The organism is Clavibacter phaseoli, from assembly GCF_021922925.1.
In the GTDB taxonomy this organism is placed as follows: domain Bacteria; phylum Actinomycetota; class Actinomycetes; order Actinomycetales; family Microbacteriaceae; genus Clavibacter; species Clavibacter phaseoli.
Genome location: NZ_CP040786.1, coordinates 154,828 through 169,494, shown reverse-complemented (window position 1 = coordinate 169,494; position 14,667 = coordinate 154,828). Strand labels below are relative to the sequence as shown.

The following is a 14,667-nucleotide window of genomic DNA, read 5'->3' as shown; positions in this document are numbered from 1 at the left end:
TGCGTTCACCTGCCGGAGTCCGGAGCGCGCACCGCGATGCCATGATGGGCGGATGGACAGCGAGACGTACATCGGCGATGCGAAGGCGGTCGCCGAATCCCTGGACGACTTCGACGAGGACGAGATCCTGGAGGACGACGGGACCCTCCCCGAGGGGCGCTTCCTCGACCGCGAGCTGAGCTGGCTGGCCTTCAACCGCCGCGTGCTGGAGCTCGCCGAGGACCCGGAGCTGCCGGTCCTCGAGCGCGCCAACTTCCTCGCCATCTTCGCGAGCAACCTCGACGAGTTCTTCATGGTGCGCGTCGCCGGCCTCAAGCGCCGCATCGCGACGGGCCTCGCCGTCCCCACCAACATCGGCCGCACCCCCGCCGAGGTGCTCTCCGCCATCAACGAGACCGCGTACCGGCTCCAGGTGCGTCACGCGGCCGCCTTCAACGACAGCGTCCGGCCGGCCCTCGAGGAGCACGGCATCCGCATCGTGCGCTGGGACTCGCTCGACGAGGCGCAGCAGGACCGCCTGCACGAGCTGTTCTCCGAGCAGGTCTTCCCCGTGCTCATGCCGCTCGCGGTGGATCCGGCGCACCCGTTCCCCTACATCTCCGGCCTGTCGCTCAACCTCTCGGTGCGCATCCGCAACCCGAAGACGAACCGCCAGGAGTTCGCGCGCATCAAGGTGCCGCAGATGCTGCCGCGCTTCATGCCGCTCACGCCGGACACCCGCTCGGGCCCCATCGACTTCATCGCGCTCGAGGATCTCATCGCGAACCAGCTCGAGACGCTGTTCCCGGGCATGGAGATCGTCGAGCACCACGTCTTCCGCGTCACGCGCAACGAGGACGTGCAGATCGAGGAGGACGAGACCGAGAACCTCATCCAGGCCCTCGAGAAGGAGCTGCTGCGGCGCCGGTTCGGCCCGCCCATCCGCCTCGAGATCTCGGACGACATGGACGCCGTCACGCTCGACCTCCTCATGCGCGAGCTCGACATCACCGAGCAGGAGGTGTTCACGCTGCCGTCCCCCCTCGACCTCGGCGGCCTGTTCGACCTCGCCAAGCTCGACCGCCCGGCGCTGCACTACCCGAACAACGTGCCCACCACGGCCGTCGCGCTGAAGCCGGCCGAGGACAACTCGCGCGCCGACATCTTCCGCTCCATCGCGCAGCAGGACATCCTGCTGCACCACCCCTACGAGTCGTTCACCACGAGCGTGCAGGCGTTCCTCGAGCAGGCGGCGGCGGACCCCCACGTGCTCGCCATCAAGCAGACCCTCTACCGCACGAGCGGCGACAGCCCCATCGTCGAGGCGCTCATCGACGCGGCCGAGGCGGGCAAGCAGGTGCTCGCGCTGGTGGAGATCAAGGCCCGGTTCGACGAGCAGGCCAACATCACGTGGGCGCGCAAGCTCGAGAAGGCCGGCGTGCACGTGGTCTACGGCGTCGCGGGCCTCAAGACCCACTGCAAGCTCGCGCTCGTCATCCGCCAGGAGAAGGGCGGGGTGCTCCGGCACTACAGCCACATCGGCACGGGCAACTACAACCCCAAGACGAGCCGCATCTACGAGGACCTCGGGCTCCTCACCGCGGACGACGTGGTGGGCAAGGACCTCACGCGCCTGTTCAACGAGCTCTCCGGCTACGGCATCGAGAAGAAGTTCAAGCGCCTGCTCGTCGCGCCGCTGCACCTGCGGAAGGGCCTGCTCAAGCGCATCGCCGTGGAGACGCAGAACGCGCTCGACGGCAAGCCGAGCGGCATCCGCATCAAGGTCAACTCCATCGTCGACGAGAAGATCATCGACGCGCTGTACCGGGCCAGCAACGCGGGCGTGCCGGTGCAGGTCTGGGTGCGCGGCATCTGCTCGCTCACGCCGGGGCAGCCGGGGCTCAGCGAGAACATCGAGGTGCGGTCGATCCTCGGCCGCTACCTCGAGCACAGCCGCGTGTTCTCGTTCGTCAACGACGGCGACCAGGCCACCTACATCGGCAGCGCCGACATGATGCACCGCAACCTCGACCGCCGCGTCGAGGCCCTGGTGCGCCTCGTCGATCCCGCGCACCTGCAGGAGATCGAGGACCTGTTCGACCGCGCCATGGCCGACACCACCTCCGCCTGGGTCCTCGACTCCGACGGCGAGTGGACGCGCCGCAACAAGGGCGCCGACGGCACCACGCTGGAGGACCTGCAGACCGCGGTGATGGGCATCGTGGCCAAGCGCAAGCGGCGCGTGCTCCGCTGAGCGCTGCTCCGCTGGGCGCGGCTCCGCTGGGCGCGGCTCCGTTGGGCGCCGACCCCGCTAGCGTGGGGGACGTGCCCCCCTCCCCCTCCGTCTTCGCCGCAGGCGCCGTCGTCTGGCACGTGGTCGAGGGCCGGATCCGGGTGCTCATCATCCACCGCACGCGCCGCCGCGACACCTCCCTGCCCAAGGGCAAGGTGGATCCCGGCGAGACTCTCCCGCAGACCGCCGTCCGCGAGGTGCACGAGGAGACCGGCCTCCGGGTCGCGCTCGGCGTGCCCCTCGGCGCCATCGAGTACGGCATCTCCGGAGGTCGCCGGAAGTCGGTGAGCTACTGGGCCGCCGAGGCCACGGACGCCATGGTCGAGGCGGGCCGCTTCGAGCCCGACGACGAGGTCGAGAGCGTCGAGTGGGTCTCGATCCCCAACGCCCGCAAGCGCCTCGACTACCCGGGCGAGGTGCAGATCCTCGACCTGTTCGCCGGGCTCGTGGAGACGGGCTCGCACCGGTCGTTCGCCCTCATCGCGCTGCGCCACGGCCACGCCGTGCAGCCGTACGAGTGGGACGGGGCCGACGCGTCCCGGCCGCTCAGCGCGCGCGGACAGGGCGAGGCGCGGTCGATCGTGCCGACGCTGCTGGCGTTCGGGCCGCGCGTGGTCACGAGCAGCACGGCCGAGCGCTGCCTGCAGACGGTCGCGCCCCTCGCCGAGGCCCTCGGCCGTCGCGTGAAGGAGGACGCCGGGATCAGCCAGGACGCGTACGAGACCGACGGCGGATCCGTGCGGGCCACCGTCGCGAAGCGCGTGCGCAAGGCCCGGAGCGCCGTGCTCTGCAGCCACAGCCCGGTGCTGCCGGAGATCCTGCACGAGATCGCCCTCGCCACCGAGACGCCGCGCGCGAGCCGCATGCCGCGGGCCGGGATGCTGTCGCCCGCCGAGTTCTCGGTGGTGCACCTGTCGGCGTCGGATCCGGAGGCCGGGATCCTCGCGGTCGAGACGTACGGGCCGTCGGCCTGACGCCGCCGCGGCCTCCTGTCGGCCCGCGCGCAGCCCGACCGACCACTGTGCGCCCGAGCGCCTGAGCCCGTGCCGATCCGCGTGGTCTGTTCACCTCCCGTTCACCGATATCCGCCGAGCCGGTCAAGAGCCCGACATAGCTTCTTCGAGGGGCGTGCACCTGCCCCCTCACAGCACGAAATACCCGGAAGGCTCCATCACGTGAAGATCTCGCGTCTCGGCAGCGCAGCAGCGCTCGCCGCCGTCACCGCCATCGCCCTCTCCTCCTGCGCCGCCAACGAGGCGCCCGCCGAGGGGGGCGACGCCTCGGCGTCCACCCTGTCCGGCTCGCTCAACGGCATCGGCGCCACCTCGCAGGGCTCCGCGCAGGAGGCCTGGAGCGCCGCGTTCCAGACCGCCAACCCCGACGTCACCGTCAGCTACGCCGGCGAGGGATCCGGCGCCGGGCGCGAGGCGTTCATGGCCGGCGGCCAGAACGCGAACTTCGCCGGCTCCGACCGCGCGCTCAAGACCGACGAGCTCACGGGCACGTTCGGCCAGTGCGCCGACGGCGTCAAGCCGATCGACATCCCGGCCTACATCTCCCCCATCGCCCTCATGTTCAAGATCGACGGCGTGACGGAGCTGCACCTCGACGCCGCCACCGCCGCGGGCATCTTCAAGGGCACCATCACGAAGTGGAACGACCCGGCCATCGTCGCGCTCAACCCCGACGCCACGATGCCCGACGCCGGCATCACCGCCGTGCACCGCTCGGACGACTCGGGCACCACCGAGAACTTCGCCAAGTACCTCAACACCACGGCGAAGGACGTCTGGGACGCCACGCCCGCGGGCGTCTGGCCCTACCAGGGCGGCGAGGCGGCCCAGGGCACGTCCGGCGTCGTCGACGCCATCACCGGCGGCACGAACATCATCGGCTACGCCGACGCGTCCAAGGCGGGCGACCTGGGCGTCGCGAAGATCAAGGTCGGCGACGAGTTCGTCGGCTTCTCGCCGGAGGCCGCCGCGGCCGTCGTCGAGGCGTCGCCCGAGGCCGAGGGCCGCGAGGCGAACGACGTCGTCTTCGACCTCGACTACTCCACCACCGAGTCCGGCGTGTACCCGATCGTCCTCGTCAGCTACCTCATCGCCTGCCAGGAGTACAAGGACCCGGCCGTCGGCGAGCTCGTCAAGGCCTACCTCGGCTACGTGACCAGCACCGAGGGCCAGCAGGTCGCCGCCGATAAGGCCGGCGCCGCGCCGCTGTCCGACACGGTCGCCGCGCAGGTCAAGACCGCGGTCGAGTCGATCAAGTAGCACCCGCCGTCCGCCCCCTGATCCGCGCCAGCGCGGGTCAGGGGGCGTCCCCACGGGCGGACCGCCGCCCGCAGCCCCACCATCCAGACCGTAGGGATCCCGACCCATGACGACCGCCGCCCCGCAGCCTCCCCAGGCTCCCGAGTCCGATCGGCCGCGCGACGTCGCCGCCGCCCCCGCCGCTCCCCGCAGCTCCCAGGACGCGAAGCCCAAGGCCCGCGTCGGCGACCGCGTCTTCTCCGGCCTCTCCCGGGGGTCCGGCACGCTCATCCTCGTGATCCTCGCGGCCGTCGCGCTGTTCCTCATCGTGCAGAGCATCCCGGCCCTCACGGCCCCGCCCGCCGAGATCTCCGGCGGGAGCGGCTTCTGGGCGTACGTCGGGCCGCTCATGTTCGGCACCGTCTACGCCGCGGCGCTCGCCATGCTCATGGCCGTCCCGGTCGCCATCGGCATCGCCCTCTTCATCTCGCACTACGCGCCCCGACGCCTCGCGCAGGGCCTGGGCTACATCATCGACCTGCTGGCCGCCGTGCCGTCGGTCGTCTTCGGCCTCTGGGGCATCACGGTCCTGGCGCGGTTCCTGCAGCCGTTCTACGCGTTCCTCACGGACGCGTTCGGCTGGTTCCCGCTCTTCGCCGGCCCCGTCTCCGGCACCGGCCGCACGATCTTCACGGTCGCCGTCGTGCTCGCCGTCATGATCCTGCCGATCGTCACCGCGCTCTGCCGCGAGGTCTTCCTCCAGACGCCGAAGCTGCACGAGGAGGCCGCGCTGGCCCTCGGCGCGACGCGCTGGGAGATGATCCAGACCGCGGTGCTGCCCTTCGGCCGCCCCGGCATCATCTCGGCATCCATGCTGGGCCTCGGTCGCGCCCTGGGCGAGACGATGGCGGTCGCGATCGTCCTCTCCCCCGCCGCGGTCGTGAACTTCGCGTGGTTCCAGTCGACGAACTCGAACACCATCGCCGCGAACATCGCGCTGAGCTTCCCCGAGGCGTACGGCCTCAAGATCAACGAGCTCATCGCCTCCGGCCTCATGCTCTTCGTCATCACGCTGGCCGTGAACATGCTCGCCCGCTACATCATCAGCCGCCGCAAGGCCTTCTCCGGAGCGAACTAATGGCGACGACCACCCCCTCCCGCACGCGGCCCGTCGCGAGCACCCTGCCCAACTCCCTCACCGCCGGGAAGCTGCACCGCTTCACGGCGCCGGCGATCTTCGTCGTGTCCTGGCTCGTGATGGCGGCCGTCTTCCTCGTGCTCGAGCTCGCGGGCGCCGCCGACGGCTTCAACATCGTCGGCACGGCCGTGTTCGGGACGCTCCTGTTCGGCATCGCGCTCTTCTGCATCTCGCTCGCCGTGGAGGGCGAGCGGAAGGCGAAGGACCGGGTCATCACGATCCTCGTCACGGTCGCGTTCGTGCTCGCGCTCATCCCGCTCGTCTCGCTCGTGTTCACGGCCGTCACGAACGGATCCGGCCGCTTCGACCCGCTGTTCTTCAACTCGAGCCTCCGCAACGTGGTGGGCGAGGGCGGCGGCGGCCTCCACGCGATCGTGGGCACGCTGATCGTGACCGCCATCGCCGCGGTGATCTCCATCCCCGTGGGCCTCATGGCGGCCATCTACCTCGTCGAGTACGGCCGCGGCCGCCTGGCCCGCGCCATCACGTTCTTCGTCGACGTCATGACGGGCATCCCGTCCATCGTCGCGGGCCTCTTCGCCTACGCCCTGCTCGTGATCTTCCTCGGCCCGGGCATCCGCCTCGGCTTCGGCGGCGCGCTCGCGCTCTCCGTGCTGATGATCCCCGTCGTCGTGCGCAGCGCCGAGGAGATGCTGAAGCTGGTGCCGAACGAGCTCCGCGAGGCGTCCTACGCGCTCGGCGTGCCGAAGTGGCTGACGATCGTGAAGATCGTGCTGCCGACGTCGCTCGCCGGCATCGTCACGGGCGTGATGCTCGCGATCGCCCGCGTCATCGGCGAGACGGCGCCGCTGCTCATCGTCGCCGGCTTCACGCAGAGCATGAACTACAACCCCTTCAAGGACCAGATGATGACCCTGCCGGTGTTCGTCTTCCGGCAGTACGCCGACCAGGGCAGCGACGCGTTCGCCTACGTGGACCGCGCGTGGACCGGCGCGCTCGTGCTGATCCTCATCGTCATGGTGCTGAACATCATCGCCCGGCTCATCGCCCGCATCTTCGCCCCCAAGCTCGGCCGCTAGCGCCCGCTCCCCCGGCCACGAACCCGAACGGTTAGGAACACCCCTTGTCCAAGAGCATCGAAGTCAACGACCTGAACGTCTACTACGGCAAGTTCAAGGCGGTCGAGGACGTCAACCTGCGGATCGAGCCGCGCACCGTCACCGCCTTCATCGGCCCGTCCGGCTGCGGCAAGTCGACCTTCCTCCGCACGCTCAACCGCATGCACGAGGTGATCCCCGGCGCGTACGTGGAGGGCGAGGTGCTGGTCGACGGCAACGACCTCTACGGCCCCGGCGTCGACCCGGTGCTCGTGCGCCGCCAGGTCGGCATGGTCTTCCAGCGGCCGAACCCCTTCCCCACCATGTCGATCCGCGACAACGTGCTCGCGGGCGTCAAGCTCAACAACCGCAAGATCTCGAAGTCGGACGCGGACGCGCTGGTCGAGCAGTCGCTCATGGGCGCCAACCTCTGGAACGAGGTCAAGGACCGGCTCGCGCTGCCGGGCTCGGGCCTCTCCGGCGGCCAGCAGCAGCGCCTCTGCATCGCGCGCGCCATCGCGGTGCAGCCCGACGTCGTGCTGATGGACGAGCCGTGCTCCGCGCTCGACCCCATCTCCACGCTCGCCATCGAGGACCTCATCGAGGAGCTCAAGGCGCAGTACACGATCGTGATCGTGACGCACAACATGCAGCAGGCCAGCCGCGTCTCCGACCGCACGGCCTTCTTCAACATCGCGGGCACCGGCAAGCCCGGCAAGCTCATCGAGTACGACGACACCACCACCATGTTCTCGAAGCCCAGCGTGCAGGCGACCGAGGACTACGTGAGCGGCCGCTTCGGCTGATCCCGCGCCGCCACGGCAGAAGGCCCCGCATCCTCCGGATGCGGGGCCTTCGTCGTACCGCGGGAGCGCGGCGCCGGATCAGGTGCTGGTGACCGCCACGATGGGCTCGGTCGTGGGCTGCTCGGATCCGCCCTCGGGCTCGACCGTGATCGCCACGGTGTCGCCGGGGGTGTAGCTGCCCGCGAGCACGGCGTGACCCGTGCCGTCCGTGGCCGGGATGACGCCGGCGGACACGGGGCCGGACTTCCCGATGTACCAGAGCTGGAGCACGCGGCCCTCGGGCAGCGGCGACGCGTCGTTCAGCACGACGGCCGTCTTGGCCTCGGACGCGGAGAAGTAGACCGTGGCCGTGCCGCCGCCGACGACGTCGCGCTTGTCGATGACGACGTCGGACGCCGTGGTGACCTGCTCGTACGCGGAGGCGACGGGCGCCTGCGACGTGCCGGGACCGCCGATGTTCGTGCCGACCACCACGCCGCCCACGACGAGCACGACGGCTGCCGCGGCGACGCCGATGAGGGCGCCGGGCCGGCGGAACCAGCGCTCGGAGGCGCGGGAGGACGCGGAGCCCAGCCGCTCGCGGGGAGCGGATGACGACGGCGCGACGGGACCCGCCTCGGCCGCGGATGCCGCGGGACGCAGCTCCGTGACGGGCGCGGGCCGGCGGTCGTCGTCCGTCACCGCGGTCGGCGCGGGGAGCGGCGGCAGCTGCGGCGTGGCGTCGAGCATGGCCATGAGGTCGACCTTGAGGCGCGGCGAGGGATCCACCGGCTCCGTGGTCCAGGCGAGGTCGGCCGCGGTCGCCCGCAGCTCCTCCACCTCGGCGCGCAGCACGGGGTCGCGCTCGAGGAGCGCCTCGAAGTCGGCCGCCTCCTCGGCGTCGACGGCACCGAGCGCGTAGGCCGCGGTGAGCGTGCGGAGGTCGTCGTCGGTGGTCATGATGCGACCCCCATCTCGTCGCGCAGGCGGATCATGCCGTCGCGCAGGCGCGTCTTCACGGTGCCGATGGGCACGTCGAGCATCGACGCGACCTCGCTGTGGCTGTATCCGCCGTAGTAGGCGAGGGAGACGGCCTGGCGTTGGATCTCGGTGAGCTTCGTCATCGCCTTCTTCACCCTCTCGTGCTCGATGCTGATCTCGACGGTCTCGGAGACCTGGTCGTAGCCGTTCTCGTGGTCGCGGATGCCGATGCGGACGTCCCGATCGCGACTGGACTGCGAGGCGCGCACGCGGTCGACCGCGCGGCGGTGGGCCATGGTGAGGACCCACGTGGTCGCTGCGCCCTTGGTCGGGTCGAAGCGGGAAGCGGACTGCCAGATCTCCAGGAAGATCTCCTGCGTGACCTCCTCCGACTGCGCGTGGTCGACGAGCAGGCGGCGGACGAGGCCGAGGACGCGGGGCGCGAGCTGGTCGTAGAGCTCCGAGAAGGCGCGCTTGTCGCCCTGGGCGACGCGGCCGAGGAGGGCCTCCTTCGACTCGGGGTCCACCGGCCCTGACAGGTCGGGACGCTCGATCGATGAAGGCACGAGCCCCAGCATCCCAGACCGGGCTGCGTTCCGCATGCAGGCAGGGCGGGGCCCGGCGAGCTGGGGCGGTGCTGCGGGGAGGTCATGTGGCGCTTCCGGTCGTGGTGCGGGCGGATGGGGAGCCGGCCTGCGGGCGTGCGGTGCCCCGCATCAGCCGGGATCCCGTCATGCGGGACATCTGGGATGGCCGGGTGGCCTGCCACGCGGGCAGGACCGACCGATGCGGGTCGCACCCTCGCGGGTGGCGGATGCGAGGCGGGTGAGCGCCTCACGATGACTCTTCGGCGCGGGTCGCGTCACGGATTGGTCACAGGCCGTGGGGATCCGGCGGTGCGGATGCGGGGAGCTCGGCCGCTCGCGCGGGGGCCGTCCCTCCGCGGAGGAGGGGAAGGAGATGAGGAGCCGGGCCGCAGGACGCCTCTCGGCGCGAGGCCGCTCGGAGCGGCGAATATTGGTACCCGGGAGTACTGCGGCCCGACCAGAGTCCACTGTAACGGAGTCGGCGCGGGCTGTCGTCCCGGCGGTGGCGCTCACAGCGAACGGGCGGATCCGCGCGCGGGACGGGTCAGTCGAGGCGGTCGCTCCGCCAGAGCCGGGCGCACTGCACGAGGTCGGCCGCCATCTGCGAGAGGCGGAGCGCGCGCGTGGTCAGGTCGCCGGCGCGCTCCGGGGACGCCGTGGCGTCGAGGTCGTCGGCGACGCTCGTGGCGCCGAGCGCGGCGAGGCGGCTGAAGGCGCCCGCGCGGTCGAGGGCCACGGCGAAGTCGCCCGTGAAGAGACCGCGGAGGATGCTGTCGGCGAGCTCGACGATCTCCGCCGGGCCCGTGGGCGCGGTGGCGCCGGCGACCACCGGGTCGATGGTCGTCGCGACCTCGGTGCCGCGCTGGTAGAGGAGGCTGATGCCGTCGGGATCCTGGCGGATGAGCGCGCGCATGAGGTACAGCCGCCAGAGCGCGCCCGGCAGGCTGCGCGGGCTGGCACGGGACCAGAGCTCGGCGACCGCGTCGATGCCGTGCTCGTCGGTGTACGCGATGAGGCGCTCGACGACCGCCGGGTCGGGATCCGCTCGCACGCGCGCCAACAGGGCCGACGCGGTCTCGTGGGCCACGCGGCTGATCGTGGCGGGGTCGTCGCCGCCGAGCATGCTCTCGAACTTGGACCCGGAGAACTTGGTGGGCTTGTGGTAATCGCCGGACATCCCGGCAAGCGTACGCCGGGACGGACGCGCGTCGGCCGGGGTCGCGCCGGGGTCGCCGCCGTAGGCTCCGGGCATGCGCTTCGTCTACGGCCTCGTCGCCCTCTGGCTCGTCCTGGTGATCCTGGGCTTCGTGATCAAGGCGCTCGCCTGGCTCGTCGGCGTGGGCGTCCTCCTCGTCGTGGTAACCGTCGTGGCGGGCGCGATGCTGCGCCGCGGGTCCTCCCGCGACGTCGACCGGCTCTGAGCGGGCATCCCCCCATCCCGTAGCATCGAGGGCACGGGCCTCTAGCTCAGTTGGTAGAGCAAGGGACTTTTAATCCCTGGGTCGTCGGTTCGAGCCCGACGGGGCCCACCGACCCCCGCGCCCCGCGCTCGGAGATGATGCGTCGCTCGACGCCTGCCCGTCCCCTCCCGGAGGACGCCCCGCCTGCCGGCCAGCCGACAGCGTCCGGGGACGCCCCCTCGCACCATCGCCCTCGTGCCCGTCGTCCTGGCAGCCGCCCTGCTCCGCTCCGGAGGCAGCGGCTCCCGCGGCCCCGACCACTCCGGCGCTCGAGCTCGACTCGGCGCAGAGCCCCGCCTGGACGAAGGAGCAGCTCCGCCGGGCGTGCCTCGACCGGCGAGCGGACGAGGAGGAGCACCACTCGGAGCGACGTGACCGGTCAGGCCGTCGGCGCCGTGGTCGCCGCCGGGGTCGGCACGACCACCGGGTCCGTGAGGGGGCGTCCGAAGCCGTCGACGCTGCGGACGCCGCGATCCGTCACGACCGACGCGAAGGGCGCGTCGGGGTTGTTCGGCAGGGACGGGCGCTCGACGCGGGTGTCGCGGGCGAACGCGCCCACCACGACGACGCGCTGCGACGGGTACTTGCTCGGGGTCATGAACATGGTGCCGCGGCCGACGGACGTGTCCTGCGCGAGCCGCCCGCCCTGGTCGGCGATGCCGACGCCGATGCCGTGGGCGCCGAGGTCGCCGCCCGTGACGATGTTGTAGCCGACGACGGTGGCCCCGACGCCCGCCCCGATCTCCATCTGGTACCCGCCCGCGCCCGAGTTGCCCTCGAGGCGCATGCCGTTGATGCCGAGCTCGGAGACCATGGACGCCGCGTTGCTCGTCGGGATCGCGAGGAAGCCGCGCGCGGCCTTGTTGCCGGCCCCGCAGCCGATGACGCGCGTGTTCTCGAAGCGCGCGTTGGTGGGGGCGATGCGGATCCCGCCCGCCGTGCAGTTCACGATCTCGGTGTCGCGCATGACGATGTCGATGGCGTTGACGCCGTCGCAGTCGACGCCCCAGGTGCCCGCCGTGATCACCCGCAGGCCCTCGATGACGTTCGCGTAGGAGTACTCGTCGCTGGCCGCGGTGAAGGCCGAGCGCGCGAAGTAGACCCCGGCGCCGCCGGTGGCGTTCAGCTCGATGTCGGTGATGCGGCAGTGCAGCAGCGAGCGCAGGTACAGCCCGTGGCGGCCCGTGCGCGTGCCGGTGATGCTGAAGCCGGTGAGCGAGACGGTCGCCTTGTTGTTCGCGGCGGGACCGGCGTCGGCGCCGATCTTGCCCTGCACCTTGAAGACGTCCCCCGTGGATCCGGCGATCTGCCGGATGGTCGTGACCCGCCGCCCGTAGCCCTCGATCGAGATGGCCGGGTACCCGTACGGCGCTCCCGAGAGGGGCTGCTTGGCCCAGGCGGCGCTGGAGTAGTCGATCCCGGTGGACGTGACGCGGATCTCGCACGGCGGCAGCATCCCCCGCCCGCCCGTCTTCTGCAGCGCCCCGAAGAACGCGGTCATGGCCTTCGTGTGGTCCGCGGCCGACGGCACGAAGCCGAACTGCTCCGGGTAGTAGACGCGTGACTGGTCGCCCACCATGGCGGCCGCCGATGCGGTCGGCGCCGCGGCGGGCGCGGCGACGGCGGCCGCGCCCGCGGTCGCGCCGACGGCGGCGAGGAAGACGGAGCGGCGACCGAGGAGCGGCGGCCGCTCGGCGGGCGCCGGGGCGGCCTGGGCGAGGGCCTCGGCGGGCGGGGCAACGGTGGGCGCAGGCGCGTCGGCGCGTGACTGGGACAAGGGGAGCCTTCCGGGTGGGCCGTGCTGACGGGCGCTGACGGGCCGCGACGACGCGCTCCCCCGAGCACCGGACGCCCCACGCTGGATACGGCAAGGGTGGGGCCACCTGCCGCCCGCAACGTATCCCCAGTTCGGGGAGGCGCGACCGCGGTCTCCACGGGGCCCGGATCCGCATGCCCGCGCGGGTGCGGACGCGTCCCGCGCGCGGGCGACGACGGCTCCGATGCGATGCTGGATCCCATGAGCATGCAGGCCGACGAACTCGTGATCGCGATGCTGACCGCCGAGGAGACGAGCGAGCGCTACGACCTGCTGAAGACCGCGCTAGAGGAGCACGACGACCGCGGCGTGCAGTACCTCTCGGGCGTCGTCGGGCGTCTGCTCGCCTACATCGACGGGCTGCGCGAGCCCGAGGAGAACCGGATCGCCCTGGAGCGGTACACGCAGCGGGTCGCGCTGCAGTGGGCGCAGGAGGACGAGGGCTAGAAGCCCGTCGCGCGGATCCCCCAGCTGAGCGTCCACTCCTCGCCGGGCGCGAGGCGGCGCACGCCGACGCCGGAGTTGAAGGCGTCCGCCGGCGCCGTCATCGGCTCGATGGCGACGGCCTGGCGCCCGTGGGTCGGGAACTCCCGCGGCGTGTAGACCTGCAGGAAGCCGAAGGACGCGTCGGCCCAGAGCTCGACGCCGCGGCCGTCGGGCGCGGTGAGGCCGTGGCGGCTCGTGCCGCCATCCACGTGCACGTCGCCGTAGCCGGTGTTGAGGTCCAGCCCGCCGACGACGCGGCCCTGGCGGAGGTCCTCGTCGGCGCCGTCCACCGGGTGGTCGGCGACGGGGATCAGCGCGTCGTCGACCTCGGACCAGGTGTCGGCGCGCACGGTGAGCGTGAGCTCGGAGGAGGGGACGCCGCCGATCGCGAGGTAGGGGTGCGCGCCGACCGCGACCGGGGCGGCCGCGGTCGAGTCGTTGCGGATCCGGTGCGTGACGACGAGGCCGTCGTCGGTGAGCCGGTAGGTGACGGAGGTGTCGAGGAGGAACGGGTAGCCGTGCTGCGGGAAGACGGTGGCGGAGAGGGTCACGCGGTCGTCGGCCTGGTCGGACGCCGCGTAGCCGGTGTTCCGGAGCAGGCCGTGGGACGCGTTGCCGAGCGACGGCTCCGAGACGTCGAGCGCCTGGGCCTTGCCGTCGAGCTCGTAGCGGGCGCCGCGGATCCGGTTCGGCCACGGCACGAGGACCATGCCGGCGCCCATGGGAGCGACGACGTCATCGCCGTAGGGCTCGACGAGGTCGACGCCGTCGAGGGTCAGGCCGCGGATCGCGGCGGCGAGCTGCACGACGGTGGCGCGCAGCTCGCCCGACGGGCCGGCGTGGACGAGGTGGTGCTGCTCTCCGGTGACGGGTCTCATGGGATCCACGTTACGGCCGCGGCGCATCGGACGACCCCGCCGCGACGACGCGCAGGCCCGCGTCGCGCAGCCGGCCGACCTCGTGCGGGTCCGCGTCGGCATCCGTGAGCAGCGTGTCGACGCGGTCGAGCGGCGCGACGGATCCGAGGTGCGTGCGGCCGAGCTTGGCGCCGTCCGCGACGACCACCGTGCGGGCGCTCGCTGCGACCATCCGCCGCTTCACCTCGGCCTCCGGCAGGTTGACGTTGGTGACGCCGCGGTCGACGTCGATCCCGTTGCAGCCGATGAACGCGATGTCGGGGTGGAGGCGGTCGAGCACGACGGTGGCGAGCGGATCCACGAGGCTGTGCTGCAGCGCCCGGAGCGTGCCGCCCGTCACGACCACGGTGAAGCGCGGCATGGCCCGCTCGAGCTCCAGCGCGAGCGTGAGGCCGTTCGTGATCACGGTGACGTCGACGAGGTCATCGCGCGCCACGAGCGCGCGGGCCACCTGCAGCGTCGTGCTGCCGACGTCGAGCAGCACGCTCTGCCCGCTCTCCACGAGGTCGGCGGCGGCACGCCCGATGGCGCGCTTCGCGTCGGCGGCGGACTCGAGCGTCACCTCGAGGCTCTGCTCGCGCGCGCCGAGGCCGGAGCGGAGGACCGCGCCGCCGTGCACGCGCTGGACGGCGGCCGAGTCGGCGAGCGCGTCGAGGTCGGCGCGGATCGTGACGGCGGAGACGCCCGCGTCGGCGGCGAGCTCGGCGACGGTCGCGAAGCCGCGCTCGCCGAGCCGCTCGAGGATGCGCGACCGGCGGGTCGCCGCGGGGACGGGGGCGGAGTCGTCGGCCATGCCGCGAGCCTCCCGCACGCGGTTGCCGGAACGCAAGCCGGGCCTTTCGCGGACGCAGATCC

14 protein-coding genes and 1 tRNA gene are annotated in these 14,667 nt (G+C 72.0%); 9 read left to right on the top strand and 6 right to left on the bottom strand.

The window, feature by feature from the left end; genetic code table 11:
* Nucleotides 1-52 precede the first annotated feature (52 nt).
* From FGI33_RS00785 to pstB, 6 genes are all read left to right on the top strand, one after another.
* Entirely contained in the window at nt 53-2,233 is a 2,181-nt protein-coding gene (locus FGI33_RS00785) for an RNA degradosome polyphosphate kinase (protein WP_119401930.1), read from the top strand.
* 62 nt (nt 2,234-2,295) lie between these two features.
* Nucleotides 2,296-3,246: an NUDIX hydrolase gene (locus tag FGI33_RS00780; protein ID WP_119434088.1), complete on the top strand. Its 951-nt coding sequence runs from the start codon at nt 2,296-2,298 to the stop codon at nt 3,244-3,246.
* 201 nt (nt 3,247-3,447) lie between these two features.
* The gene (locus FGI33_RS00775) at nt 3,448-4,545 is read left to right on the top strand and encodes a phosphate ABC transporter substrate-binding protein PstS (RefSeq protein ID WP_119434087.1); all 1,098 of its coding nucleotides are present in this window, start codon (nt 3,448-3,450) and stop codon (nt 4,543-4,545) included.
* Between the two features lie 106 nt (nt 4,546-4,651).
* Nucleotides 4,652-5,662 (top strand): phosphate ABC transporter permease subunit PstC, encoded by a 1,011-nt coding sequence (pstC, locus tag FGI33_RS00770; RefSeq protein WP_119434086.1) that lies wholly within the window; start codon nt 4,652-4,654, stop codon nt 5,660-5,662.
* On the top strand, nt 5,662-6,762 hold the full coding sequence (pstA, locus tag FGI33_RS00765) for a phosphate ABC transporter permease PstA (RefSeq protein ID WP_119434085.1): 1,101 nt from the start codon (nt 5,662-5,664) through the stop codon (nt 6,760-6,762). Before pstC ends, pstA begins: the two co-directional genes overlap by 1 nt.
* Before the next feature lie 44 nt (nt 6,763-6,806).
* On the top strand, nt 6,807-7,586 hold the full coding sequence (gene pstB / locus FGI33_RS00760) for a phosphate ABC transporter ATP-binding protein PstB (protein ID WP_043673462.1): 780 nt from the start codon (nt 6,807-6,809) through the stop codon (nt 7,584-7,586).
* A 78-nt stretch (nt 7,587-7,664) separates the two neighbouring features.
* Here pstB and FGI33_RS00755 read toward each other — a convergent pair whose 3' ends face one another.
* The 3 genes from FGI33_RS00755 to FGI33_RS00745 form a co-directional block, all read right to left on the bottom strand.
* Nucleotides 7,665-8,525 (bottom strand): anti-sigma factor, encoded by an 861-nt coding sequence (locus tag FGI33_RS00755; protein ID WP_119434084.1) that lies wholly within the window; start codon nt 8,523-8,525, stop codon nt 7,665-7,667.
* Nucleotides 8,522-9,124 (bottom strand): sigma-70 family RNA polymerase sigma factor, encoded by a 603-nt coding sequence (locus FGI33_RS00750; RefSeq protein WP_119402838.1) that lies wholly within the window; start codon nt 9,122-9,124, stop codon nt 8,522-8,524. Before FGI33_RS00750 ends, FGI33_RS00755 begins: the two co-directional genes overlap by 4 nt.
* Nucleotides 9,125-9,677: 553 nt before the next feature.
* Nucleotides 9,678-10,310 carry a DNA-directed RNA polymerase subunit beta gene (locus tag FGI33_RS00745; RefSeq protein WP_119434083.1) on the bottom strand — a complete coding sequence of 211 codons (633 nt, stop codon included), beginning with the start codon at nt 10,308-10,310 and terminating at the stop codon, nt 9,678-9,680.
* Between the two features lie 73 nt (nt 10,311-10,383).
* Between FGI33_RS00745 and FGI33_RS00740 the strand changes: the two genes are divergently transcribed.
* Nucleotides 10,384-10,554, top strand: coding sequence for a hypothetical protein (locus FGI33_RS00740; RefSeq protein WP_182478375.1), 171 nt, complete (start codon nt 10,384-10,386; stop codon nt 10,552-10,554).
* A gap of 35 nt (nt 10,555-10,589) precedes the next feature.
* Nucleotides 10,590-10,662 (top strand) — tRNA-Lys (locus FGI33_RS00735).
* A 310-nt stretch (nt 10,663-10,972) separates the two neighbouring features.
* Here FGI33_RS00735 and FGI33_RS00730 read toward each other — a convergent pair.
* Nucleotides 10,973-12,370: a hypothetical protein gene (locus FGI33_RS00730; RefSeq protein WP_237582115.1), complete on the bottom strand. Its 1,398-nt coding sequence runs from the start codon at nt 12,368-12,370 to the stop codon at nt 10,973-10,975.
* A gap of 240 nt (nt 12,371-12,610) precedes the next feature.
* Here FGI33_RS00730 and FGI33_RS00725 point away from each other — a divergent pair, with 240 nt between their 5' ends.
* Nucleotides 12,611-12,856, top strand: a complete 246-nt coding sequence (locus FGI33_RS00725) for a hypothetical protein (RefSeq protein WP_106408707.1) — start codon at nt 12,611-12,613, stop codon at nt 12,854-12,856.
* Here the strand turns inward: FGI33_RS00725 and FGI33_RS00720 are convergent.
* Nucleotides 12,853-13,773, bottom strand: a complete 921-nt coding sequence (locus FGI33_RS00720; RefSeq protein WP_119435521.1) for an aldose 1-epimerase family protein — start codon at nt 13,771-13,773, stop codon at nt 12,853-12,855. The two genes, FGI33_RS00725 and FGI33_RS00720, sit on opposite strands and share 4 nt — an antisense overlap.
* A gap of 10 nt (nt 13,774-13,783) precedes the next feature.
* Entirely contained in the window at nt 13,784-14,605 is an 822-nt protein-coding gene (locus FGI33_RS00715) for a DeoR/GlpR family DNA-binding transcription regulator (protein WP_237582114.1), read from the bottom strand.
* Between the last annotated feature and the right edge of the window lie 62 nt (nt 14,606-14,667).